Origin of the sequence: Streptomyces sp. NPDC007901 (genome assembly GCF_042959465.1) — a bacterium.
Lineage (GTDB): Bacteria > Actinomycetota > Actinomycetes > Streptomycetales > Streptomycetaceae > Streptomyces.
In genome coordinates this window covers 123,698-146,778 of sequence record NZ_JBIBKW010000020.1, presented here as the reverse complement: position 1 = coordinate 146,778, position 23,081 = coordinate 123,698, and the positions used below count along the sequence as shown (strand labels likewise).

The following is a 23,081-nucleotide window of genomic DNA, read 5'->3' as shown; positions in this document are numbered from 1 at the left end:
TCGCTCAGTCCTGGATCGTCTCGTGGACGAGCCGGCGCAGCTCCGGGAAGATCTTCAGGCTCCTGGGGCGCACCTGGGTGTGGAACTGCACGGTCAGGTCGTGGGCGGGATCGACCCAGAAGGCGGTGGTGGCGGCCCCGGTCCAGCCGTAGGCGCCGGGGCTGCTGGGCGAGAGGGTGCGGGCGGGGTCGATCACCACCGAGACGCCCAGGCCGAAACCGAGGCCGTCGTTGCCGGGCTCCTGGTGGACGGGGGCGCCGAAGGCACGCAGGTCGGCGCCGCCGGGCAGGTGGTTGCCGGAGAGCAGGCCGACCGAGGCGGGGGAGAGGAGGCGGACGCCGTCCAGCTCGCCGCCCCGGCGCAGCATCTCCATGAACCGGTGGTAGTCGTACGCGGTCGCCGCCAGGCCGCCGCTGCCGGACAGGAAGCGGGGGCGGCCCCGCAGCGGCAGCCCGGGGATGGCCTCGATGCCGCCGCCGTCCGTCTCGCCGTACAACTCGGAGAGCCGGTCGGCCTGCTCGGGCACGATGTGCAGGCCCGCGTCCGGCATGCCGAGCGGGCGGAAGATCCGGTCCGCGAAGAACTCGTCGAGCCTCTGCCCGGAGACCACCTCGACGACCCGGCTGAGCACGTTGAAGCCCACCGAGTAGTTCCACTGGGTGCCCGGCTCGAACTGGAGCGGCATCCGGGCGTACACCGCCATCGTCTCCGCGAGGTTCGCGCCCGCCGGTACCGAGAACTCCAGGCCCGCCTCGCGGTAGAGGGCGTCCACGGGGTGCGTGTGGTAGAAGGCGAAGGTCAACCCGGCGGTGTGGGTGAGGAGATGGCGGATCAGGATCGGTCCGTCGGCCGGCCGGGTCACCGTGCCCTCGCCCGAACCCGACACGTACACCCGGGGTTCGGCGAACTCGGGAAGGAAGCGGTCGACCGGATCGTCCAGCGACAGCAGGCCCTCCTCCCTCAGCAGCAGGATCGCGACCGCCGTGACCGGCTTGGTCATGGAGTAGACCCGCCAGATGGTGTCCGGTTCGACCGGCAGTCCCGCCGCGCGGTCGCGGTGGCCCTGCGTGGTGAGGTGGGCGACCCGGCCGCCGCGCGCCACGGCCACCAGGTAGCCGGGCAGGCGTCCTTCGTCGACGAAGTGGGCGAAGTGCTGGTCGAGGCGGTCCAGCGCCTTCACGTCCAGCCCGACCTCACTGGGGTCGACTTCCTGTCGCAGCTGTGCCATCGCTCTCCTCCGGTCGCGTCGTCCGCGGTGCGGTCCGACCTCGGATCTCATCGTTGCGCAGGAAGGGGGGAATGGTCCCGCTCATCCGCGTGTGGTGTGACGGACGCTATAGGAGATGCGCCGGGGAGCGGACGGACGACCGCCACGCCGAGCGCGGCCAGGAACCCCAGGACGAGCAGCGGTTCCGTGGCTCCGGAGGGCAGCAGGGCGCCCGCCACGGCCACCCCGAGCACCGGCCCGATGTTGAGCGCGGTCTGCTGCGACCCGCCCGCCACCCCGGCCGCCCCGGCGTCCGCCTGCCGTACGACGACCTGGGTCGCCGCCACCATCACCGTGCCGAACCCGGCGCCCAGCGCCGCGAAACCGCCGTACAGCGCGGGCGCGGCCGAGGGCCGGGTCAGCAGCAGGACACCGAGGACGAGCAGGGCCATGGCCGTCGCGGTGGTGCGCCGCGCGCCGTACCGGCGCAGGAGTACGGGGCACAGGGCGGCGGACGCCACCATCAGCACCGCCAGCGGCAGACTGCGCAGGGCGCTGGCGAACGGGTCGAGACCGAGGGTGCGCTGGAGGGCGTAGACGGCGACGAACAGCGTGCCGAACAGCGCCGCCGACGCGGTGACCAGGACGCCGAGGGCCGCCCCGACCGCCGGGGCGCCGATCACCCCGGGCGGCAGCAGCGGGCTCGCCGTCCGCCGCTCGTGCCGGACGAACACGGCCCCGGTGACCACGGCCACCCCGAGACTCGCCGCCGTACCGGTGACCAGTCCGTGCACCAGAGCGGCCAGGGTCACCGCGAGCAGCAGCGCGCCCGGCCCGTCCAGCGGGGTCCGCACCGCCGGTCGTGGCTCCCGCCCGGCCAGCGCGAGCATCCCGAAGGCCGCCGTCGGCAGCACATGGAGGAAGAACACCGCCCGCCAGCCCAGCCCCGTCACCAGCGCCCCGCCGACCAACGGCCCCGCGGCGGCGGCCAGTCCGACGGCGGCCGTGCGCACTGCGAGGGGCCTGGCCAGCCGGTCCGGTGGATATGCGGTGCGCAGCATGCCGAGCGTCGCGGGCTGCAGCAGCGCCCCGAACACGCCCTGGGCCACCCGCAGTCCGATCACCCAGCCGATCCCCGGCGCACAGCCGATACCGGCCGAGGCGGCGCCGAAGCCGAGCATGCCGAGCCCGAACATCCGCCGCTGCCCGTACCGGTCGGCGAGCCGCCCGGCGAAGACCAGCAGGCTCGCCACCGCGATGAGATAGGCGGTGCTGGTCCACTGCACCTCGGCGAAGGAGGCGTGCAACTCCCGTTGCAGCGTGGGCTGTGCGACCGTGAGCACGGTGCCGTCCAGCGCGACCACCACGGCGCCGGCGACACTGCTCGCCAGCGTCAGCCGCCGGTTCACCGGCCGGCCTCCGGCCCGAGGTGCGCGTCCAGCGCGGAGCGCAGCAGGGGCCCGAAGTCGTCTGCGCCGGTGGCGAGTTGCAGGCTGCCCCAACTCCACAGCTGGGCGATGCCGTGCAGGTTCGCCCACAGGGCGCCCGCGACGAGCCGTGCGTCCGCGCCGGGCCGGGCCCGGCCGACCAGGTCGGCGAGCAGCCCGAACAGCGGCAGGCTGGTCTCCCGCAGCCCTAGGTGGCCGCTCTCCAGCAGGTCGTGACGGAACATCAGCTCGTACATGCCCGGACTGTCCCGCGCGAACTCCAGGTACACCCGGGCCAGCGCGGCGACTTGTGCGCCTGGTGCCGACGCACCGTCGCCCAGCGCCGCCTCTCCGCGCGCGGCCAGTTCGGTGAAGCCCCGGCGTGCGATGGCCGAGAGCAGTCCGAGATGCGTGGGGAAGTAGCGGCGGGGTGCCCCGTGCGAGACCCCGGCCCGGCGGGCGATCTCCCGCAGGGTCAGCGCCTGGGCGCCCTCGGCGGCCACCAACTCCACGCCGACGTCGACCAGCCGGTCGCGCAGGCTCGTGTCGGACTCTGTCATAGACACTGTCTACCAGGCCACCGTAGACAGTGTCTACCGCCTCGGTCCGGAAGGGCAGGAAGGGAATGCCGGACGGCAGCGGCGGGGTTGTCCCCTGTATGACCCAGGACGCTCTTCTGAAGCTGCTCTCCGAAGGCCACGCCGGGGTGCTGGTCACCCTCAAGAGCGACGGCCGCCCCCAGCTGTCCAATGTCAGCCACGCGTACTACCCCGACGAACGGACCGTGCGGGTCTCGATCACGGACGACCGCGCGAAGACCCGCAACCTGCGCCGCGACCCCCGCGCCTCCTACCACGTCACCAGTCCCGACCGCTGGGCCTACACGGTCGCCGAGGGCACCGCCGAGCTGTCACCGGTCGCCCGGGACCCGTACGACGAGACCGTCGAGGAACTCGTCCGCCTCTACCGTGACGTCCAGGGCGAGCACCCCGACTGGGACGACTACCGCGCCGCGATGGTCCGCGACCGCCGGCTCGTGCTGCGGCTGCGCGTGGACCGGGCGTACGGCATTCCGCGCGCGTAGGCCCGAGGCGTCGGGGTGCGCGGGGGCGGCGTCAGTAGATGCTCCACTTCTGGTTGCCCCCGCCGGAGCAGCCCCACAGCTGCAGCCGCGCGCCGTTGTCGCTCCGCACGTCGGTGACGTCGACGCATTTGTCGGCCTGGACGTTGACCAGGTCGTTCGCCGCGGTGAGCCGGAACCGCTGGGCCCCGGAGCCGTCGCAGCCGGCGAGGCGGATCGCCGCGCCGTCGTCCCGCGAGCCCCCGGCGACGGTCATGCACGTGCCGAGGCTGCGGACGGTGCCGTCGGCGAAGAACGTCCACTTCTGCCAGTCGACCCCGCCGCAGTCCCAGATCTGCAGGGGGGTCTGGTCCGCGGTGCTGCCGTCCGTCACGTCGATGCAGCGGCCGGATCCCGCGCCGCGGAGCCGGACGTTCGCGACGGTGACCGAGGGGGTGTCGGGCGCGGCGGATGCGGTGGGCGTGGCCGTGGTGCCCTTCTTGCCGCCGCTCTTCTTGGTGCCGCCGGACTTCCTGGAGGGCGTCGGCGACGGGACGGGCGAGGGCGTCCGCTCCTGGGGCACGCCCTTCACGGACGCCTGCGGGGTCGCTCCGCCGGAGGAGTCGGGGGCGTGACCGTTCTTCCCGTCGCCGAGGAGGGAGCCCGCCGCGGATCCCGACGCGTCGGTGTGGTCCGTGCCGCCGTCGCCGCCGTTGAGGAGGAACGGGGTGCCGATCAGCAGGGCGGCCACGAGGCCGGCACCGGCCAGTACCGCCGGACGGGGACGCCGGGAGCGACGCGGAGGCGTGGCGGTGGTGACCACCGGGTCGTCCGGACGCCCCGGACCGGGACGCGGGCCGGCGCTGCCCGCGCTGTTCGCCATGTCCGCCGGGTCCGGTGCCTCGGTGGTGAGGGCCGCGAACTCCGCCGCGGCGGCGGACATGGGCGGTATGGACGCGTACTCGGGACCGGGTTCGGGGGCGGCTCCGTCGGGGGCCGCCCCCGGTCTCGGCGCGGGGGACGAGGCGCCCGCCTCGGCGATCGCCGACGGGCCTCTTTCACGGCGGGGCAGGGGTCTGCGCGGAGATGTGGTGGCGGGCGGCTCCGGCGAGGCGGCGACGTCTTTCGCTGTCGGATCGTCGGGGGAGGCGGTCATGTCATCCTCGCGGTGAGAAGTCGGGGGGAGCGTAACCGGTTTCTGTCGGTGGACGTGACTCCGCACGACGACGGTTCCCGGCCCCTGCGCGGTGCACGGCAAGCGCTCCCGCGTCCGGATCTCCCCCGGTGAATTTCGCCATTGAACGGGGCGGGGCGGGGCGGTGGCAACGCGGCGCACCGCGAAGCCCGTTGCCCGGCACCGCCGCTGTGCGGAGGCGACCTAGGCCCTGCGGTCCAGGGCGATCGGCCGATGGCCGAGGGAGGTGCGGATACCTAGGCTGCTGAGGAGGAAACGGCAGCTCAGGAAGAGGTCACGATGCCCGTCAACGGCCGTAGTCACATCCGGATCGCCCGCCCGTCCCGGGACCTCGCGGCGGCCGAGCGCTTCTGGGTGGAGGGCCTCGGGCTGGGTGTGGTGTGGCGGGCCGAGGGCGGGCCGGAACCCGGGGAGCACGACCTGCTGATGGTGGGCTGGCCGGACGCCGGCTGGCATCTGGAGCTGGTCCACGAGCCCGCCCGGCCCGTCGACCCCCGGCCCACCGAGGAGGACCTGCTGGTCGTCTACGTCGACGAACCGGTGCCGGAGGAACTGGTCGCCCGGCTGGAGGAGCACGGCGGCAAGCGGGTGCCCTCGCCCAACCCGTACTGGAACCAGTGGGGTGTCACGGTCGAGGACCCCGACGGGTACCGGCTGGTGCTCTGCGAGCGGGGCTGGTCCAACGCGTGACGGCGGGTGACGGCGGGTGCTTGCCGACGGCCCGCTCCGCGACTAGCCTCCGCGCGTGATCAATGGGGCACATGTGGTGATCTACACGCGCGACGCCGAGGCGGACCGCGCCTTCCTCCGGGACGTCCTGGGCTGGCCGCACGTCGACGTGGGGCACGGCTGGCTGATCTTCCGGCTGCCGCCGGCCGAGGTGGCCTGCCATCCGGCCGACGGCGGACCGTCCCACGAACTGATGCTGATGTGCGACGACCTGGACTCCACGGTCACCGAACTCACGGCCAAGGGCGTGGAGTTCAGCCGACCCGTCCAGGTCGCGGCCTGGGGCCGGGTGACGGCCTTCCGGTTGCCGGGCGGAGGCGAGGTCGCCTTGTACGAGCCCCGTCACGAGCGCGCCTAGTACCGGCCTCCTCCCGCACCCAGGTCTCCAGGCAGTGCGTGAACTCGGCTGCCTTGTCCGGCCAGTTGAAGTGGGTGAGAGCCGCCTCGCGGCCGCGCTGGGCCGCGGTGTGACGCAGGATCGCGTCGGCGCCCAGCCGCCGTATCGCCGCCGCCGCGGCGCGCGGATCCTCGTACGGGACGACGAGACCGCAGCCGTGTCGCTCGACCATCTCGGCCGCCAGCGGGGTGGGGGTGGTGATCACGGGAACCCCGTGCGCCATGTACTCGACGACCTTGGTGGGCCGCGAATGGCGGTAGTTGGGCTGGTCGTGGAGGAGGGAGAGGCCGGCCAGGGCGCCGGAGAGCAGGGCGAGGGCCCGGTCGTTGGGCAGGAAGCCGTGCCAGCGCAGCACCCCGTCCCGGTCGGCCGCCGTGAGCGCCTCCCGGACGTCGGGGTCGGCCGCGCCGGCCACGTCGACCCGCAGGCCGGGGCCCAGTTGCCGGGCCGTCTCGATCAGGTCCAGCGCGCCGCGGGCCCGGGACAGGTGGCCGACGTAGACGACGTGCCCGGTGCCCGGCGGTTCGGGGGCGTGGACGGGCGCGGTGGTGAAGTTCGGTACCACCGGGTGGCTGCGGCGGAACCGCCGCTGGTAGGCGTCCTCGGCGAGGAGCAGCCGCAGATGGCGTTCCGCGAGCCGCTCGGCCGCCCGCACGCCCAGCCGCAGCGGCGGCCGCAGCGGTTTCGGCACCCAGCGCTTCATGGCGAGCGCCGCCGCGGTGTCCTCGTGGACGTCCCAGACGACCACCGGACCGGCCCCGGACCGCCGCCAGCGGCGCAGGGTGCCCGGGAGCGCCAGCAGCAGTTCCGGGTCGTGGAGGAGGACCAGGTCGGCCTCGTGGCCGCGCGCGGCCAGCAGGGCACGGGCGGCGCCCACGGCCGCCCGGCGGTCGCGGCCGGCCGCCCGGGGCAGGTCGATGCCTTCGAGATCCGCCCGGGGCCGCACCTCGCGGGCCGAGAACGGTGCCGCGTACACGACGTGGTGACCGCGTTCCCGCAGCGCGCCGATCTGCCGGTGCAGGATGCGCGCGTCCTCGGGGTGGTGGACGACGGTGACGACGAGTATCCGCATCTGAGCGCCTTTCGACTCCGCGGCTCGGAGTCCTCGGACTCCGGGCCGCGGAAGGGGAGTTGCCGCAGGGGTCGCCTAGAGCACCTCGACACCGGGCCGGAAGATCCGCCCCCGGGTGTCGAAGAGCAGGCGGGCCTCGTCGCCGAGGGCAGGGAGGTCGTACACGGAGTGGTCCTGGAGCAGGATCGTCAGGTCGTGCGAGCGCACGGCGGCCGCCACGTCGGTGACGCGCGGCACGGCCTCCCCGTCCACGAACCAGGCCGGTACGAAGGGGTCGTGGAAGGCGATCTCCGCCTCCCGCTCCCGCAGCAGCCGGGCCACCGGCACCGCGGGCGCCTCCCGCTGGTCGGCGACGTCCGGCTTGTAGGTGACGCCGAGCAGGAGCACCCGGGAGCCGTGCAGGGCGCGGCCCTCGTGGTTGAGCAGGTCCTGGGCGCGCCGGACGACGTACTCCGGCATGTGTGCGTTGATCTCCCGGGCGAGTTCCACGAACCGGAACTCGTAGCCGATCGAACGCACCTTGTACGACAGGTAGTTGGGGTCGATGGGGATGCAGTGGCCGCCCACCCCGGCGCTCGGCCGGAAGGCCTGGAAACCGAACGGCTTGGTCCCCGCGCAGCGGATCGCGTCCCAGACGTCCACCTTCAACTCGCGGCAGAGAATGGCCAGTTCGTTGACCAGTGCGATGTTGACGTGCCGGTAGGTGTTCTCCAGGAGCTTGGCCATCTCGGCTTCCCGGGTGCCCTTGGCCTGCACGACGGTGTCGACGAGCTTGCCGTAGAAGGCGGCCGCCTTCACCGAGCACGCCGGGGTGAGGCCGCCGACCACCTTCGGTGTCTCGCGCAGCCCGTGCGTGGTGTTGCCCGGGTCGATGCGCTCCGGTGAGAAGGCCAGCGCGAAGTCCTCGCCGGCCCGCAGCCCGGACTCCTCCAGGAGCGGCTTGACGACCTCCTCGGTGGTGCCCGGATAGGTCGTCGACTCCAGGACGACGAGCCGTCCCCGGCGCAGCCGGCCCGCCACCGCGCTCGCGGCCGAGGTCACCGCGCGCAGATCGGGCCCGCCGTCCTCGCTGAGCGGGGTCGGCACACAGATCACGATCGTCTGCGCCCGGGCCAGACACGCGTCGTCCGTGTACGCGGTGAACCCGGCCTGCCGCATCCGGGCGACGTCCTCGTCGGAGACGTCGTCGACATGGGAGTGGCCGGCGTTGAGGCCCTCGACGACCCGTGGGTCCAGATCGAGGCCCGCTACTCTCAGGCCGACCAGCGACGCCTCCCGCGCGAGCGGAAGCCCGACGTAGCCGAGCCCGATGACGGCCAGTTCGAAGCCGTCGGTCTGTTCCTCGTCCCCGAGCGATGCGCTCAATTCCCCGAGCGGTACGGCCTTTTCAGCCTGCATAGGGATTCACTCCGCCCTCAAGCGAGGGGCCTCAGACACATCCAAGAGTGCGATACGCCTCTCGGGTCGTGGCAGCGACCCTCTTCCAGGTGCGTTCACGCGCCACCAGCGCGCGGGCCGCAGCTCCCCATTCATGCCGCCGTTTTCGACTGTAGAGCAATACTTCGAGACCTTCTGCCCAAGCATGCGGAGATTCAGGCGAGATTAGCTGGCCGTTAACCCCTGGTTCGACCAGCTCTCGCAGGGCTGTGAGATCACTGGCCGCCACGGGAAGACCGCTCGCCATCGCTTCGACGGGCTTGAGTGGGGTGACCAGATGGCAGACCCGTTCATCGGTGCGCGGCACCGCGAAGACATCCAGAACGGCGTGGTAGGAGCGCACTTGGCGGTGCGGCACCCGGCCGGTGAACAGGGCGGTGCCGTCGTCGAGTCCGAGCCGCCGGGCGAGCGCCTGGAGCGCCACCCGTTCGGGTCCGTCGCCGACGATCAGCAGCCGCAGCGGGACGCCCCGGCGGCGCAGCTCGGCACCCGCATGGAGCAATGTGCCGATTCCCTCGTGTGGAGTAAGGCTGCTCACGGTGCCCACCACGAAGTCGTCGGCCGCGATGCCGAGCCGGGTGCGCAGTTCCGCCCCGTCCGGCGGCGGCGCGAGGAAGGCCTCGTCCACCGCGTTGGGCACGATCAGCACCCGCTCCTCGGGCACCCCGCGGCCCACGATCTCGGCCTTCATCGCCGAGCCCAGCGTCAGCACCAGATCGGCCTCGCGCATGCAGTGCGTCTCCAGGGCGCGCCGGGCCCGGTACGTCCCGTCCCGCGGACTCCGGCCCGGCGCCTGGGTCAGCCAGGTCTCCTCCAGGAAGCCCCGCACCTCGTAGACCACGGGCAGCCCGTAGGTCTCGCGCAGGGCCAGCGCCACCCGCCCGTTGCCGTGGTCGGTGGCCGCGTGCAGCACGGCCGGCCGCAGCCGCTCGACCAGGCGCCCGGCCAGCTCGGCGTTGCGGGCGAGGACCGCGCCCTGCCCGTACGGGAGTCCGAGCGGCAGCAGCCGGTGCTGCGGCACCCCGTTGACGAACTGCAGCGGGCGGGCGTCAAGGACGCCCTGCGCCACCGGGAACCCGATCCGGGTCACCACGTGCGCGTCGAGCCCGGCCGCCCGCTGGGCCTCGGCGAGGGCCTGGGTGCGCACGGTGTAGCCGGCGTGCTTGAACGGCAGCCCGTTGGTGACCAGATGGAGCACCCGGCCGGGCTCGGGCCGCACCGCGCGCCCGGCGGGCGCCGCCACCCGAGCGGCGGACGGGTCGGCGGTGGGACCGGCCGTACGGGCCCGGGCGGCCAGCCGCCGCTCGACCGGCCTCAGCCCGCGCCGCACCCGCCCCGGCAGCAGCCGGACGCCGAGCAGCGCGGCCCGGGCGGGGTCGTGCCGCAACTCGCCCCATGCGACGGATGCGGCCAAGCTGAGTGCACGGGGGATTCGACGCGGCGTGTGCCGGGACGGACGTCGGGCCATGTCGCCAAGGTAGGCCGACAGAGCGGAGAACGTACGACATGAACGGCCGCGTACTCCATGTCGTAGGGACCAGGCCGAACTTCGTGAAGGCCGCGCCCGTCGTCGCCGCCCTGCGCGCGAGCGGGCACGACCAGGTCCTGGTGCACACCGGTCAGCACTACGACGAACGGATGTCGCACATCTTCTTCCGGGAGCTGGGCCTGCCCGCCCCGGACACCGACCTCGGCGTCGGTTCCGGCAGCCACGCCCGGCAGACCGCCGACCTGCTGGTGGCCCTGGAGAGCGAGCTGCTCGCCCGCGCCCCGGCCCTGGTCGTCGTCTACGGCGACGTGAACTCGACCCTGGCCGCGGCCCTGGTCGCCGCCAAGCTCGGCATCCCGGTCGCCCATGTCGAGGCGGGCCTGCGCAGCTTCGACATGGGGATGCCGGAGGAGGTCAACCGGCGCCTGGTCGACCAGCTCGCCGAGCTGCTCTTCGCGACCAGCCCGGAGGCCGTCGGACACCTCGCCCGCGAGGGCGTCGACCCGGGCCGGGTGCACCTCGTCGGCAACCCCATGATCGACACCCTGCTCACCCATCTGGACCATTTCGACCCGGCCGCCGCCCGCTCCGCCCACGCACTGCCCGAGCGGTACGGCGTGGTCACCCTGCACCGCCCGGCCAACGTCGACGACCCCGAGGCCGCCGCCGCAGCCGCCCGCGCCCTCACCGAGGCCGCGACCCACCTCGACCTCGCGGTGCCGCTGCACCCGCGCGGCCGGGAGGCCCTGCGCAAGGCCGGCCTCGCCGACGCCCCCGGCATCCACCTGCTCGAACCGCTCGGCTATGTCGAGTTCATGGGCCTGGTCCGCGGGGCCGCCGCCGTGATCACCGACTCCGGTGGCGTCCAGGAGGAGACCACCGTGCTGGGCATCCCCTGCCTGACCCTGCGCACCACCACCGAACGCCCGGCCACCGTCACCCACGGCACCAACCGCCTGGTCCGGCACGGCGAACTCGTACCCGCCCTGCGCAAGGTCCTGGACGGGCAGGCCCCGGCCGCCCCGGAAGGGCCGCCGCTGTGGGACGGCAAGGCGGGCCCCCGGATCGCCCGCGTCCTCACCGAGTGGCTGGAGCGCCATGACTGAAGCCACCCGCACCTACACCGACACCACCCGCACCAACACCGACGCCCCCCTCACCTACACCGACGCCCCCCTCACCTACTGGGACACCCGGCACCGCGAACGCGACGACCTCGCCTCCGGCGGCCACATCGGCCTGGACCGGCCCGGCAACGAGATCTTCTACGCCGTCCGGCTCGGCCAGCTGCTCACCCTGATCGGCGACCTGTCCAGCCCGGCCTCCCCGCTCTTCGTCCTCGACGCGGGCTGCGGCAAGGGGCACTTCGCCCGCGCCCTGGCCCGCTGCGGCCACCACGTGGACGCCTTCGACGCCAGCGAGGCGGCCGTCGCCCACGCCCGCGAGGAGGGCGGCGGACCCCGCTACGCCTGCGCCGCCCTCGACGAGTGGCGCAGCCCCTGGCTCTACGACGTGGTGATGTGCGTGGACGTCCTCTTCCACGTCCTGGACGACGCCGAGTGGGCGGCCGGCCTGCGCAACCTCGCCTCCCTCGTCCGGATCACCGGCCGGCTGATCGTCACCGACGAGAACATCCCCGAGCCCGTCCCGCGCGGCGACTACATCCTGCACCGCCCGATCGCCGCCTACCGCGAGGAACTCGAGCCCCTGGGCCTGAGCCACACCCTCTTCCGGCCCTACGGCTTCCGTGAGAACCGGGTCGGCTTCCATGTCTTCACAAGGACCCGCTGATGCGCCTGACCGATCTGCTCCACCCGCACCTGGACGAGGTCACCTCCGTCGTGGACGCGACGAGCGGCGGCCTGAGTCTGGACCCCTACCTCCACCTGCCGCCCGGCGTCGACCTGACCCGCCACGAACAGCCCGTCGGCGAGGGGGAGCTGATGCTCCTCTGCTACGGCCCCGACCCCGCCCTGCACGGCGACGAGGCGGACTGCCTCACCGCACTGGAACGGATGCGGCCCGGCGCCCGCGGCCTGATCGTCTTCGGCCACCCGGGGACCGACCTGCCCTACCACCGCCTCCTCGACGCCCTGGTCGCCCACCGCTGCCAGGTGCTGCACGCCGCCTCGCTCGGCTACACCCATCTGCATGCCGGCGCGGTCTTCGCGTGCACCGAGGAACTCCTGCCGCCGCACGACTGGTTCGGCCGGCCGCTGCCGGCCGACGGATTCGCCACGGCCCTCCGGATCGCCGACGAGTACGTCCTGGCCGACTTCGTCTCCCGCTCCCAGCGCGCCCGCCTGATCGACCTGGAGCGGGCGGCCGAGGAGAGTGCCCGCGCCCTGGAGAACACCCGCGAGGACGGCCTCGCCGAGCGCCTGGCCGCGGCCGTCCGCGACAAGGACCAGCTGACGGCCGCCCTGCGCGGGGCCCGGGAGCGGGTCGGCGTCCTGGAGTCGCGGGTGGCCATGCTGGAGGGCTCCACCTCGCTGCGGGTCGGCAAGGCGCTGGTGTCGGCGGCCCGCTCGCCCAAGCGGCGCGCCGCCCGGCTGCCGGGGGAGTTGTACGGGCTGTGGCGGCAGCGCAAGGCCAAGGGCCGGCCCGCCGGCTCCGGGACCCCGGCCGCCGCACCGGAGACACTGCTCGACGACCGCTTCTACCTCTCCCACCGGGCGCTGTCCGTGGCGCCCCGCGACCGGCTGGTGATCACCGGCGTGCTCACCGACCGCACCGCCGCCGACTTCGCGGCGGACGCGGTGGTCAGCCGGGTGCTGCCGCACGACGGCCGGCTGCTGGTCGAACGCACCGACCCGGACGTCTTCCTCGTCCAGCTCAGCGCCTGCACCGGCGAGGCCGGACCCTGGACGCTCACCGGCACCGGACTCGCCCCCGACCTCGACCGCCGGCTGGCCGAACTGGTCGGCCAGGCCCGCGGGCTGGGCCGTACGGCGGTGCTGTGGCGGGACGGCCCGGCGTCGTCCGCGCCCGGCCTGTCCCAGCTGCCCTGGGACGCCGTCCTCGACGGCGACACCGGTACGGCGCTCGCCCGGCTCGACCCCGTCACCGACGGCCGGGACCGGCTCCGGGACGTCTTCCAGCAGGACAGCACCCGGGTCCGGCTGGCCCGGCTCGCCGAACTGGCCGGTGCAGCCGACCCGTTGGACGAGCGCCGGGTCGCCGTCCGCGCCGCGCCCCGGGACGCCACCGACGTCGCCCGGCTCGTCGCCCAGGTGCTCGGCCAGCTGCACCGGCCGGCCGAGGTGGTCGTCGCCGACCCGGCGGGCCTCGCCCTCGACGAACTCACCGCCGCCTCGGTCACCGTCCACTCCGGACCGGCCACCGCCCCCTGGGTCGCCGACTGGACGGACCTGACCGAGGACCGCCCGGACACCCTGCTGCTCGACCTGCTCTGCGCGCAGGAGTTCTCCGGTGCCGACGCGGTGGGCCACACCCCGGCCGCCGACGACTACGCCTTCGTACCGACCCTGCGGCCGCTGCTCGTGCGCCGGTCGCTCCTGGACTCCGGCACCCCGCCGGACGCCTGGTCGCGTGCGGGGCACCGCCTGTTCGCCGTGCGTGGAAAGGAGCCGTCATGACCCGCACCCTCCGGGCGCTCGTCTACGGCGACGTGGACCTCAACCTCATCGACGGCTCCGCCGTCTGGGCCCAGTCGACGGTCCAGGCGCTGTCCCGCGCGGGCTGCCGGACCCGCCTCGTCCTCAAGGCCCCGGTGGAGACCGGCCGGCTGACCGACCCGCTGGCCGGCCTGCCCGGCGTCACCGTGGTGCGCCCCTACGAGGAACACCTCGTCCCCGGCCAGGGCAACCACCCCCTGTCCCCCTTCCAGGCCGCGCAGTTGCTCGCCCGCCTCGACGAGGAGGAGCCCTGCGACCTGCTGGTGCTGCGCGGCCGCAGACTGGTGAAGCAGATCGTCGGCGAGGGCGCCTTCCACGGCCGCATCTGGGCCTACCTCACCGACATCCCGCAGTCCCCGGCCGAGATGACCGAGGAGGCCCGCGTCGACCTGGCCCGCATCGCCACCGCCTCCCGGCAACTCCTGTGCCAGACCGAGGAGTTGCGCTGCTTCCTGGAGGCCTGGGTGCCGGAGGCCTGCGGCCGGGCCGTGCTCAGCCCGCCCGCCGTACCCGAACCGGGCTTCCCGATTCCCGGGCGCGACGGCGTGCACGATCCGGTACGCCTCGTCTACACCGGCAAGTTCGCGCCCCGCTGGAACACCCTGCCCATGACCCGGCTGCCCGCCCGGCTCGCCGAACGCGGCATCCGGGCCGAACTCCACGCCGTCGGCGACAAGATCCACAAGGATGCCGGGCACCCCGGTTTCGACACCGCCATGGCCGAGGCGCTGCGCACCACCCCCGAGGTCGTCCACCACGGCGGCGTGCCCCGCGAGGAGGCCATGCGGATCGCCGCCGACTGCGACCTCGGCCTCGGCTGGCGCGACCCCTCCCTCGACGCCAGCCTCGAACTCTCCACCAAGGTCCTGGAGTTCGGCTCCCTCGGGCTGCCCGTCGTACTCAACCGCACCCCCGCGCACGAGGCGCTGCTCGGCCCCGACTACCCGCTGTTCGTCCCCGGCGACGCCGCCCTCGCGGACGCGGTGGACGCCGTCGCCCTCGCCGTCCGTGACACCGGGGCCCGGCAGCTCGCCGCCGCGCGGTGCACGGAGGCGGCCCGGCAGTACACGATGGAGGCCGCGGCGGCCCGCTGGCGCGGCCACCTGGAGCAGGCGTTCCCGTCCGCACCCGCGGCCGTCGCCACCCGCGCCCGCCCGCTGCGGATCGGCGTGGCCGGCCACGACCTGAAGTTCCTCACCCGGCTGCTCGACCACTTCCGCGCCCTGCCCGGCCTGGAGGTGCGCGTCGACGCCTGGCCCGCGCTGGCCCGGCACGATCCGGCCGCCAGCCGGGAACTCGCCGACTGGGCCGACGTGGTGGTCGTCGAGTGGTGCGGCCCGGCGGCGATCTGGTACAGCCGCCACAAGCGGCGCGGCAGCCGGCTCGTGGTCCGTCTGCACCGCTTCGAACTCGACGCCGGATACCCCCGGCAGGTCGACATCGACGCCGTCGACCGGGTGGTGTGCGTCAGCCCGTACTACGCCCGCGCCACCGAGGAACGCACCGGCTGGCCCGCCGCGAAGATCACCACGATCGGCAACTGGGTCGACGTCGAGCAGCTCGACCGCCCCAAGGCGCCCGGCGCCCGCCACCGCCTCGGCATGATCGGCATCGCGCCCAGCCGCAAACGCCTCGACCTCGGCCTCGACGTCCTCGAAGCGCTCCGCGCCCACGACCGGCGCTGGCACCTCTCGGTCAAGTCCAAGCCGCCGTGGGAGTACTGGTGGATCTGGAACAAGCCCGAGGAACGCGCCCACTACGACGCGATCCTGCGCCGGATGCAGAACTCCCCGCTGCTCGAAGGGGCCGTCGTCTTCGACCAGTTCGGCCCTGACGTGCCCAACTGGCTGCGCCGGATCGGGCATGTCCTGTCCACCAGCGACGACGAGAGCTTCCACCTCGCCCCGGCCGAGGGCATGGCCTCCGGTGCCGTCCCCGCGCTGCTGCCCTGGCCGGGCGCCGACGAGATCTACGACCGGCGGTGGATCCACGACACCCCGCAGGCGATGGCGGAGTCGATCGCCGGGCTCGCGGAGCAGGAGGACTGGCGCTCGGCCGGGGAGGTGGCCCGGGGCCAGGTCCGGGAGGGGTTCTCGCTGGAGCGGGTGGCGAAGGACTGGACGGAGCTGCTGGTCTCCGGCTGACCCGGCTGACGCGTACGGCCCCCGGAGCCTCGCTCCGGGGGCCGTACGCACGGCTCAGGCCGTCACCGTCTCCGGCCGTGCCGCCTGCGCCCCGGCCCGCTCGCCGAGCAGCTCGGTCGGCACCGTGTGGGTCTCACGCGCCGACAGCGCGGCGATCACCGGCGGCACGCACAGCGCGGCCGTGAACAGGGCCACCGCCGACCAGTCGTCGCCGCCCGGACCCGCGATCTCCGCCGCGAAGGTCACCGCGAACCCGGCCACCGCGAACCCGATCTGGGTACCGATCGCCATGCCCGACAGCCGCACCCGGGTCGAGAACATCTCGCCGTAGAAGGACGGCCACACCCCGTTCGCCGCGCTGTAGACGACACCGAACGCGACGACCCCGAGCAGCATGATCAGCGGGTAGGAGCCGGTGGAGATCGCCCACAGGTAGCCGAACATCGCCACCGCGCTGCCCACCGCCCCGATCAGGTACACCGGCCGCCGGCCGATCCGGTCCGACAGCGTCGCCCACGCCGGGATCGCGCCCAGCGCCACCAGGTTCGCCAGCGCGCCCACCCACAGCATCGAGGTCTTGGACATCCCGACCGAGTCGCTCGTCGCGTAGGCCAGCGCCCACACCGTGAAGATCGTGCTCACCGAGGCGATCAGCGCGCCCCCGATCACCCGCAGCACATCCGCCCAGTGATGCCGCACCAGCGTGACCAGCGGCAGCCGTACGACCCCCTCGGTCGCCGCCTGCCGGGCGAAGGCCGGGGTCTCCTCCAGCCGGCGCCGGATCATCCAGCCGGCCACGGCCACCACGACACTCAACCAGAACGGCACCCGCCAGCCCCAGGACAGCAGCTGGTCCTCGGGGAGCTGGGCGACCGCGAGGAAGACGAGGGTGGCGATCAGCTGCCCGCCCTGGGTGCCGCCGAGGGTGAAGCTGGTGAAGAAGCCACGCCGCTTCGGCGGCGCGTGTTCCAGCGTCATGGAACTGGCGCTGGCCTGCTCGCCGGCGGCCGAGATGCCCTGCAGCACCCGGCACAGCACCAGCAGCACCGGAGCGAGCCCGCCCACCTGGGCACGGGTCGGCAGACAGCCGATCAGGAACGTCGACAGGCCCATCAGCAGCAGCGTGAAGACCATGATCTTCTTACGGCCGGCCCGGTCGCCGAAGTGCCCCAGGAACAGCGCGCCGACCGGCCGGGCCGCGTACGCGACACCGAAGGTGGCCAGGGACAGCAGGGTCGCGGTGGCCGGGTCCGAATCGTCGAAGAAGACCTTCGGGAAGATCAGCGCGGCCGCGCTGCCGTAGATGAAGAAGTCGTAGTACTCCAGGGCGCTGCCGATCCAGGCGGCCAGAGCCGCCTTCTTCGGCTGGCCGCCGGGTGGTGCGGCGCCGGCGGCGGGCTGAGCGGGGACGGACACGGCGGTGCTCCTTCGGGGAACTCCAACGTAAGCGGAGTGAGCGGCGGGGGAGAAGGCCGGATCCCAGGGATGACGGGGTCGGCGGACCAGGGGCCGGATGCTAATTAACCCACTGGGTAGTTAGTCGCGATGGGTACGGATGTTGCGCTCGCGTTTCCCCGCTGTCAAGAGGTCGTGCCGGATGTCCCGGTACGACGGTCAGTCCGCCGCGCGCTCCGCGGTGAGGTAGGCGATCACCATGTCGCCGAGCATCGTCCGGTAGTGCGCGCGCTGCGCCGGATCCACCAGGTCACGGCCGAAGAGGGCGCCGAAGGTGGCCCGGTTCGCCACCCGGAAGAAGCAGAACGAGCTGATCATCGCGTGCAGGTCGACGGCGTCGACGTCGGCCGTGAACAGCCCGGACTCCTGCCCCTGGGCGAGGATCCGGCGGATCACCTCCAGGGCCGGCGAGCCGATCCTGCCGAGCTTCTCGGAGGCGGCGATGTGCTCGGCGCCGTGGATGTTCTCGATGCTGACCAGGCGGATGAAGTCCGGGTGCTGCTCGTGGTGGTCGAAGGTCAGCTCGGCGAGCCTGCGGATCGCCGCGACCGGGTCCAGATGCTCGACGTCCAGCTGCTGCTCGGCCTCGCGGATCACGCCGTACGCCCGCTCCAGGACCGCCGTGAACAGCTGCTCCTTGCCGCCGAAGTAGTAGTAGATCATCCGCTTCGTGGTGCGGGTGCGGGCCGCGATCTCGTCGACGCGGGCACCGTCGTATCCGGCCCGGGCGAACTCCTGCGTGGCCACGTCGAGGATCTCGGCCTGGGTGCGGGCGGCGTCACGGATCCGCCCGTTGGTGGCTGCCGGTTCGTCGACGCTGGTCATCGGGTTCCTATCGGGTGCCTTGGCGGGGGTGGCCGGTGCGGAGATTGTAGAAGCCCGGACCGGAGGCGTTGCCGGAGAGGTCTTCCCCTGCGGTGGCCTCCGGTGTTATAGCTAACGTACTAGTTCGTACATTAGCTATGCCGCTCGGGAGGGCCACGTGGCCAAGGACTCGTATCTCGTCGGACTGATCGGCTCCGGCATCGGTCCGTCGCTCAGCCCGGCCCTGCACGAGCGCGAGGCCGGCCGGCAGGGGCTGCGGTACCTGTACCGGCTGATCGACATCGATGTGCTGGGGGCTCCGCCGGAGGCCGTGGGGGAGCTGGTGCGGGGTGCGCGCGACCTCGGCTTCGACGGGCTGAACATCACGCATCCCTGCAAGCAGCTGGTCATCGAGCACCTGGACGCGCTCGCCCCGCAGGCCGAGGCGCTCGGCGCGGTCAACACGGTGGTGTTCGAGGCCGACGGGCGGGCGGTCGGCCACAACACGGACGTGACCGGGTTCGCGGCGTCCTTCGCGCGCGGGCTGCCGGACGCCTCGCTGGAGCGGGTGGTGCAGATCGGCGCCGGGGGCGCGGGGGCCGCGGTGGCGCACGCGACGCTCACGCTGGGGGCCGAGCGGGTCACCGTGGTGGATGCGCTCGCCGACCGGGCCGTCGATCTCGCGGGCTCCCTGAACCGGCACTTCGGCGCGGGGCGCGCGGTCGCCGCGACGCCGGACCGGTTGCCGGAGGCGCTGGCGGGCGCCGACGGGCTCGTGCATGCGACGCCGACGGGGATGGCGGCGCATCCTGGGCTGCCGTTGCCTGCGGAGTTGCTGCGTGCCGAGTTGTGGGTGGCCGAGGTGGTGTACCGGCCGTTGGAGACGGAACTGGTGCGGACCGCACGGGCGTTGGGATGTGCGGTGCTGGACGGGGGCGGGATGGCGGTGTTCCAGGCGGCGGATGCGTTTCGGTTGTTCACGGGGCGGGAGCCGGATGCGGTTCGGATGCTGGCCGACATCGCGGAGTTGGCCGGGTTCGTGGGGCGCAACGTCGTGTGAACACTGCGGGCCGGTGGGGGCTGGTCGCGCTCACGCGGCGGCAGCCGCACATCGATACGGCCCCGCGCCCCTAAGAGCAGGGGATTGCAGTGAACGTGAGGAAAAAGGTCATGCGTACTTCTATTGCCACCGTTTCGCTCAGTGGGTCGCTCACCGAGAAGCTGACCGCCGCCTCCCGGGCCGGGTTCGACGGGGTCGAGATCTTTGAGAACGATCTGCTGGCCAGTCCGCTGTCGCCCCGGGAGATCCGGGACCGTTGTGCCGATCTCGGGCTCGCGATCGACCTCTATCAGCCCATGCGGGACATCGAGGCCGTGCCGGAGGACGAGTTCGGCCGCAATCTGCGGCGCGCGCGGCACAAGTTCGAGCTGATGCGGGAGCTGGGTGCCGACACCGTGCTCGTCTGTTCGTCCGTCTCCCCGCTCGCGGTGGACGACGACGATCTCGCTGCCGCTCAGCTGGCTCAACTGGCCGATTTGGCAGCTGACTTCGGTATCCGAGTCGCGTACGAGGCGCTCGCGTGGGGGCGGCACGTCAGTACGTACGACCATGCCTGGCGGATTGTCGAGGCGGCCGGGCATCCCGCGCTCGGGACGTGTCTCGACAGCTTCCACATCCTCTCGCGGGGGTCCGATCCGAAGGGCATCGAGGAGATACCCGGCGAGAAGATCTTCTTCCTGCAGTTGGCCGACGCCCCGCTGCTGGCCATGGACGTGCTCCAGTGGAGCCGGCACTACCGGTGCTTCCCGGGGCAGGGCGGGTTCGATGTCGCCGGGCTGGTGCGGCAGGTGCTGCGGGCCGGGTACGAGGGGCCGCTCTCCCTCGAAGTCTTCAACGACGTGTTCCGGCAGGCCGAGGCCGGGCCGACCGCCGTGGACGCGCAGCGTTCGTTGCTGGTGCTCCAAGAGGCCGTCGGGGCAGGGGAGTTGCCCGCGCCAGTGGTGCCGACGGGGGTCGCGTTCGCCGAACTGGTCACCCCGGACGGGGAACCCGTGTCGGTGCTGCTCGGTGCGCTCGGCTTCGCCCGGACCGCGCGTCATCGGAGCAAGCCCGTGGACCTGTGGGAGCGGGGCGAGGCCCGGATCCTGGTCAACACCGGTCCCGCGGCCCGCCGTGACGGGACGCAGCTCGCCGCGATCGGTCTGGAGTCACCGGACCCACGGGCCGCCGCCCGCCGTGCCGAGGCGCTGCTCGCTCCCGTACTGCCCCGCCGCCGGGCCCCCGAGGACGCCCCGCTCGACGCGGTCGCCGCGCCCGACGGCACGGAACTGTTCTTCTGCGCGACCGGCCGTGCCCCCGGACTCCCCGACTGGCGGGCCGACTTCACGGACGTACCGCACACCCCGCCAGCCGCCCCGGCGCGCATCGACCACCTCGCGCTCACCCAGCCCTGGCACCAGTACGACGAGGCGACCCTCTTCCATCGCAGCGTGCTCGGTCTGCACGCGCAGGAGAGTGTGGACGTCGCCGACCCCTACGGGCTGCTGCGTTCCCGGGCCGTCACCAACGCCGACGGCAGCGTCCGGATCGCCCTGGGCGTCGGCGCGGCCCCGGCCGACGACACCCTGCACGCCCAGCACATCGCCCTGGCCGTCGACGACGTGGTGGCCGCGGCCCGCGCCTTCCGGGCGGCCGGCGGCGGCCTGCTGCCGATCCCCGGGAACTACCACGACGACCTGGCCGCCCGGTTCGACTTCCCCGAGGGCGAGTTGGAGACGTACCGCGAACTCGGCATCCTCTACGACCGGGACGCGGGCGGTGTCTTCCGGCACTGCTACACGCGGACCGTCGGACGGGTGTTCTTCGAACTGGTCGAACGCGAACCCGGATACCGCGGGTACGGCGCCCAGAACGCCCCGGTGCGGCTCGCGGCCCAGCACACCCGGCGGTGAGACACAGGTAGGATTCAGGATTCTTACAGCTTCCACGACCGATACTCACGAAAATCCCGAATGTTCCTTGACATTCCGGGCGTGACGTTCGCCGAGATCCAGTCGTCCTACAGGCCGTAGCAGTCCAGGGCGTTCTGGATCCCTGGATACCGGGAGTCCTGGAGGCCGTCCGCGATGCCGAGCCCTGTCAGTGCCGAGCCGCTCGTCCGAGTCGAGGGGCCGCCACCTCCGCCGGCCCTGGCGCGCAGCCGTACCCAGCGCTACGAGATCCCGATCCTCGCCGGCATCGCCACCGTCGCCGCGCTGCTCTTCTTCTGGGGCATCTGGCACAGCGCGTACCACTCGTTCTACGCGAGCGCGGTCCGCAGCATGACCGACAACCCGGTCGCGTTCCTCTACGGCTCCTTCGACCCGGGCAACTCCATCACCCTGGACAAGCTGCCCGGCTTCCTGTGGCCGCAGGCCCTGTCGGCGCTGGTCCTCGGCTTCCACCCGTGGTCCCTGGTGGTCCCGCAGGCCCTGGAGGGAGTGGCCTCGGTGGTCCTGCTGCATGTGGTGGTACGACGCTGGGCCGGCGTACCGGCCGGGCTGCTGGCCGCCGCCTTCCTCACGCTCACCCCGGTGACCGTGGGCCTGGGCCGTTCGGTCACCGAGGACGCCCCGTTCGTCCTGCTGTTGCTGCTGGCCGCCGAGGCCACCCAGCGGGCCACCGCCCGCGCCCGGCTGCGCACCCTCGTGCTGGCCGGCGTCTGGGTCGGGGTGGCCTTCCAGTGCAAGATGCTGGAGGCCTGGGCGGTGCTGCCCGCGCTGGCCGTGACCTACCTGGTGGCCGCGCCGACCACGCTGCGCCGCCGGATCCGGGACCTCGCCGTGTCCGGCGCGGTCATGCTGGTCGTGTCGCTGTCCTGGATGCTGGCCGCCGGCCTCACCCCCGCCGCCGCCCGCCCCTACCTCGACGGCACCACCGACAACTCGCCGTTCGCCCTGGTCGTCGGCTACAACTTCCTGACCCGCTTCCAGTCGCTGGGCGTCGACGCGGCCGGCACCGGCAGCATCGTCGCCGACCGGGCGCACAGCCGGGCGTCGGTGGGGATGGGGGACAGCGTCTGGAAGATGTTCAGCCCCGGACTCGCCAGCCAGACGGGCTGGCTGTACCCGCTGGCGGCGCTGGGCCTGGCCGCCGGGCTGTACGGCCTGTGGCGCCGCCGCCCGCCGCGCACCGACGCCTTCCTCGCCGGGTACCTGCTGTGGGGCGTCTGGCTGGTGACGTTCTTCCTGGTCTTCAGCTTCGGCAGCGTGACCGGACACACCTACTACATGGGCGTGGTGGCGGTCGGCCTGTCGGCCCTGGCCGCCGTGGCCGTGACCCGGGTGCGGCGCCGGGGCGTGCTGTGCGCGGTCCTCGCCGTCAACGTCGGCTGGTGCGCGGCCCTCACCCTGTACTACCCGCGCTTCTTCACCTGGTCCGTCGCCGTCGCCGCGGTCCTCGCCCTGCCGGCCCTGGTCCTCTTCGCCGTCGGCGGATCGCGTCCGCGCCGGGCCGCCCTGGCCGTCGCCGTCGCCGCGGTCCTGGTCGTCCCCACGGTCTGGTCCGCGTCCGCGACCTCCCTGCGCTACAACCAGCCCGGCGGCTTCGGCCGGATCGGCCCCGGCAGCATCGCCACCCGCAACGGCGCCCTGGCCCTGGACCCGGCCCAGCGGCGCGTCCTCGCCTACCTCACCGCCCACCGCGACGGCGCCCGCTACCTGGCCGCCGTGCCCCGCTGGCAGATGGCGGCGCCGTACATCCTCTCCGACAACGCCTCCATCCTCCCGCTCGGCGGCTTCACCGCCCATGTGCCGTACCCCGCGCCCGGCACCTTCCACCGCCTGATCGACACCGGCCGGCTCCGCTACGTCCTCCTGGGCCACGCCGACCTCACCCACCGCGCCCGGGGCGCCAAGACCCCCGGCCGGGTCCTGATGCGCTGGGTCATCGGCCACTGCGCGCCGGTGCGCGTCTCGATCTACACGCTGTACCGGTGCGGGCCGGGCCACGGGCGGTGACGAGCGCGGAAGGGCCCCGGACCGTGAGC

Annotated in this window: 19 protein-coding genes; 10 read left to right on the top strand and 9 right to left on the bottom strand. The window is 73.2% G+C overall.

Features of this window, described 5'->3' with window-relative positions:
* Positions 1 to 4: 4 nt before the first annotated feature.
* The 3 genes from ACFZDK_RS43270 to ACFZDK_RS43260 are packed head-to-tail and all read right to left on the bottom strand — an operon-like array spanning position 5 to position 3,194.
* The gene (locus tag ACFZDK_RS43270; RefSeq protein ID WP_390981282.1) at positions 5 to 1,228 is read right to left on the bottom strand and encodes a serine hydrolase; all 1,224 of its coding nucleotides are present in this window, start codon (positions 1,226 to 1,228) and stop codon (positions 5 to 7) included.
* 47 nt (positions 1,229 to 1,275) lie between these two features.
* Complete coding sequence (locus ACFZDK_RS43265) at positions 1,276 to 2,616, bottom strand: MFS transporter (protein WP_390981280.1); 1,341 nt, start codon at positions 2,614 to 2,616, stop codon at positions 1,276 to 1,278.
* Complete coding sequence (locus ACFZDK_RS43260) at positions 2,613 to 3,194, bottom strand: WHG domain-containing protein (RefSeq protein WP_390981278.1); 582 nt, start codon at positions 3,192 to 3,194, stop codon at positions 2,613 to 2,615. The genes ACFZDK_RS43265 and ACFZDK_RS43260 overlap by 4 nt, the downstream gene beginning before the upstream one ends.
* A 98-nt stretch (positions 3,195 to 3,292) precedes the next feature.
* On the opposite strand from ACFZDK_RS43260, the gene ACFZDK_RS43255 reads away from it, so the two are divergent.
* Complete coding sequence (locus ACFZDK_RS43255) at positions 3,293 to 3,718, top strand: TIGR03618 family F420-dependent PPOX class oxidoreductase (RefSeq protein WP_390981276.1); 426 nt, start codon at positions 3,293 to 3,295, stop codon at positions 3,716 to 3,718.
* A 31-nt stretch (positions 3,719 to 3,749) separates the two neighbouring features.
* Here ACFZDK_RS43255 and ACFZDK_RS43250 read toward each other — a convergent pair whose 3' ends face one another.
* On the bottom strand, positions 3,750 to 4,850 hold the full coding sequence (locus ACFZDK_RS43250) for a ricin-type beta-trefoil lectin domain protein (RefSeq protein ID WP_390981274.1): 1,101 nt from the start codon (positions 4,848 to 4,850) through the stop codon (positions 3,750 to 3,752).
* A gap of 318 nt (positions 4,851 to 5,168) precedes the next feature.
* Between ACFZDK_RS43250 and ACFZDK_RS43245 the strand changes: the two genes are divergently transcribed.
* Positions 5,169 to 5,579 (top strand): VOC family protein, encoded by a 411-nt coding sequence (locus ACFZDK_RS43245; protein ID WP_390981272.1) that lies wholly within the window; start codon positions 5,169 to 5,171, stop codon positions 5,577 to 5,579.
* Positions 5,580 to 5,634: 55 nt separating this feature from the next.
* Positions 5,635 to 5,976, top strand: a complete 342-nt coding sequence (locus ACFZDK_RS43240) for a VOC family protein (protein WP_390981270.1) — start codon at positions 5,635 to 5,637, stop codon at positions 5,974 to 5,976.
* Here the strand turns inward: ACFZDK_RS43240 and ACFZDK_RS43235 are convergent.
* From ACFZDK_RS43235 to ACFZDK_RS43225, 3 genes are all read right to left on the bottom strand, one after another.
* Positions 5,873 to 7,087, bottom strand: a complete 1,215-nt coding sequence (locus tag ACFZDK_RS43235) for a glycosyltransferase (RefSeq protein WP_390981268.1) — start codon at positions 7,085 to 7,087, stop codon at positions 5,873 to 5,875. The genes ACFZDK_RS43240 and ACFZDK_RS43235 overlap by 104 nt on opposite strands.
* Before the next feature lie 75 nt (positions 7,088 to 7,162).
* Positions 7,163 to 8,485, bottom strand: a complete 1,323-nt coding sequence (locus tag ACFZDK_RS43230; protein ID WP_390981266.1) for a nucleotide sugar dehydrogenase — start codon at positions 8,483 to 8,485, stop codon at positions 7,163 to 7,165.
* 31 nt (positions 8,486 to 8,516) lie between these two features.
* On the bottom strand, positions 8,517 to 9,938 hold the full coding sequence (locus ACFZDK_RS43225) for a glycosyltransferase (protein WP_390981264.1): 1,422 nt from the start codon (positions 9,936 to 9,938) through the stop codon (positions 8,517 to 8,519).
* 92 nt (positions 9,939 to 10,030) lie between these two features.
* Between ACFZDK_RS43225 and wecB the strand changes: the two genes are divergently transcribed.
* From wecB to ACFZDK_RS43205, 4 genes are read left to right on the top strand one after another with little or no spacing between them, the layout of a single operon-like run.
* Complete coding sequence (wecB, locus tag ACFZDK_RS43220; protein ID WP_390981262.1) at positions 10,031 to 11,119, top strand: non-hydrolyzing UDP-N-acetylglucosamine 2-epimerase; 1,089 nt, start codon at positions 10,031 to 10,033, stop codon at positions 11,117 to 11,119.
* Positions 11,112 to 11,804: a methyltransferase domain-containing protein gene (locus tag ACFZDK_RS43215; protein ID WP_390981260.1), complete on the top strand. Its 693-nt coding sequence runs from the start codon at positions 11,112 to 11,114 to the stop codon at positions 11,802 to 11,804. Before wecB ends, ACFZDK_RS43215 begins: the two co-directional genes overlap by 8 nt.
* The gene (locus ACFZDK_RS43210) at positions 11,804 to 13,612 is read left to right on the top strand and encodes a hypothetical protein (protein ID WP_390981258.1); all 1,809 of its coding nucleotides are present in this window, start codon (positions 11,804 to 11,806) and stop codon (positions 13,610 to 13,612) included. The genes ACFZDK_RS43215 and ACFZDK_RS43210 overlap by 1 nt, the downstream gene beginning before the upstream one ends.
* Positions 13,609 to 15,795, top strand: coding sequence for a glycosyltransferase (locus ACFZDK_RS43205; protein ID WP_390981256.1), 2,187 nt, complete (start codon positions 13,609 to 13,611; stop codon positions 15,793 to 15,795). Before ACFZDK_RS43210 ends, ACFZDK_RS43205 begins: the two co-directional genes overlap by 4 nt.
* Before the next feature lie 54 nt (positions 15,796 to 15,849).
* Here ACFZDK_RS43205 and ACFZDK_RS43200 read toward each other — a convergent pair whose 3' ends face one another.
* Positions 15,850 to 17,211: an MFS transporter gene (locus tag ACFZDK_RS43200; protein WP_390981254.1), complete on the bottom strand. Its 1,362-nt coding sequence runs from the start codon at positions 17,209 to 17,211 to the stop codon at positions 15,850 to 15,852.
* Positions 17,212 to 17,409: 198 nt separating this feature from the next.
* Positions 17,410 to 18,075 carry a TetR family transcriptional regulator gene (locus tag ACFZDK_RS43195; RefSeq protein WP_390981252.1) on the bottom strand — a complete coding sequence of 222 codons (666 nt, stop codon included), beginning with the start codon at positions 18,073 to 18,075 and terminating at the stop codon, positions 17,410 to 17,412.
* A gap of 157 nt (positions 18,076 to 18,232) precedes the next feature.
* Here ACFZDK_RS43195 and ACFZDK_RS43190 point away from each other — a divergent pair, with 157 nt between their 5' ends.
* The 3 genes from ACFZDK_RS43190 (at position 18,233) to ACFZDK_RS43180 (ending at position 23,052) form a co-directional block, all read left to right on the top strand.
* The gene (locus tag ACFZDK_RS43190) at positions 18,233 to 19,114 is read left to right on the top strand and encodes a shikimate dehydrogenase (RefSeq protein WP_390981250.1); all 882 of its coding nucleotides are present in this window, start codon (positions 18,233 to 18,235) and stop codon (positions 19,112 to 19,114) included.
* 110 nt (positions 19,115 to 19,224) lie between these two features.
* Positions 19,225 to 21,006, top strand: coding sequence for a TIM barrel protein (locus ACFZDK_RS43185; RefSeq protein WP_390981248.1), 1,782 nt, complete (start codon positions 19,225 to 19,227; stop codon positions 21,004 to 21,006).
* 174 nt (positions 21,007 to 21,180) lie between these two features.
* Positions 21,181 to 23,052, top strand: a complete 1,872-nt coding sequence (locus tag ACFZDK_RS43180; RefSeq protein WP_390981246.1) for a glycosyltransferase family 39 protein — start codon at positions 21,181 to 21,183, stop codon at positions 23,050 to 23,052.
* The last annotated feature ends 29 nt before the right edge of the window (positions 23,053 to 23,081 follow it).